2 protein-coding genes are annotated in these 1,015 nt (G+C 60.5%); one reads left to right on the plus strand and one right to left on the minus strand.

Annotation, left to right across the window (positions count from 1 at the left end; genetic code table 11):
• Nucleotides 1–577, plus strand: a 577-nt coding sequence (locus OTB19_RS43045) for a nucleic acid/nucleotide deaminase domain-containing protein (protein ID WP_267804305.1), incomplete at its 5' end; no start/stop codon positions are given.
• A gap of 29 nt (nt 578–606) precedes the next feature.
• On the opposite strand, the gene OTB19_RS43050 is transcribed toward OTB19_RS43045, so the two are convergent.
• A partial coding sequence (locus OTB19_RS43050) for a hypothetical protein (protein WP_267804306.1) occupies nt 607–1,015 on the minus strand: 409 nt, incomplete at its 5' end.

The raw sequence follows: 1,015 nt of genomic DNA on the forward strand, positions 1-1,015 counted from the left end.
CTGGAAGACCTTGGAGAACCCGCCACCGGCAGCGGCCAGCCGGAAACCCACCCTGCCCAAAACCGGAAACCCGCCCCGAAAACAATCACACCGCGTGACCAGAGATCACGCGGTGGATCGAGGCTCAATCCTTCGCTCAGCAGCCGCGCAGGAGGAACCCCCCTGCGTGGGGGTGATCGCCTACTACAGCACTGAACTCGCCCGCCAGGCATACCACGCAAGAAAGGCGGTTGGCTTCACTCCCGGTCGCAACGTTGCGGTTGCCAGGGTTCCCGGGTGGAACGATTCCAGAACTGGCGATCTTGTGGTTGGATTCAGTAAGGGCGAAGGAATCCATTCCGAAGATCACATATTGGCCCAGCTGAAAGCCAAGGGATTCACTCCGTCGCAGATCACCGAGTTGTACAGCGAGCGTAGTCCTTGCGACGTGTGCAAGCCCAAGTTGGCAGCCGCGCTGGAGCCTGGAACTCCGATCTCTTGGTCGGTCCCCAACGGGCCTGGTTCGGCCGATCTTCTGCGCCAGATGATCGCTGCTCTGGAAAGGACCTCGACCTTCCGAAGTTCGGCTGAACAATAGAAATTTGATTGGGGCGTGGCGGACTTCGCTCAACACTCGTTCGCCACGCCCCCACTAGTGGAAGTCGTTGGATCGTGACTGAGTACGGATTTGCCCGCGCCTCTGATGAGGTTCTGTCCGTCCGAAACGAGTTGGCGGACCATGTGGTTAGGGCATTTCGAAATGCCGGCTTGCCCGCTTTCCTTGAAGGAGAAGATGGCAGTGATGATCTGGCCGGAGCACTCGTGAACGTCGAACCTGACGCCGAGCTGGGCTCGGCTGCCGTGTCCGTGGGATGGAGCTGTGAGGTAAGGCAAATCCATGCTGCTCTGATACGGCAGCTGTAGATAGCCGCTGGTGTGCTGGCTGGTCATGGTGTGGTGTCGGCGTAGGTGTGCCAACGGCGGTGGCAGAGGCGGGCGCGGTGTTGATGGCGGCGGCGCCAGGTGGACCACCACA

Source organism: Streptomyces sp. H27-H5 (assembly GCF_026627505.1).
Lineage (GTDB): Bacteria > Actinomycetota > Actinomycetes > Streptomycetales > Streptomycetaceae > Streptomyces.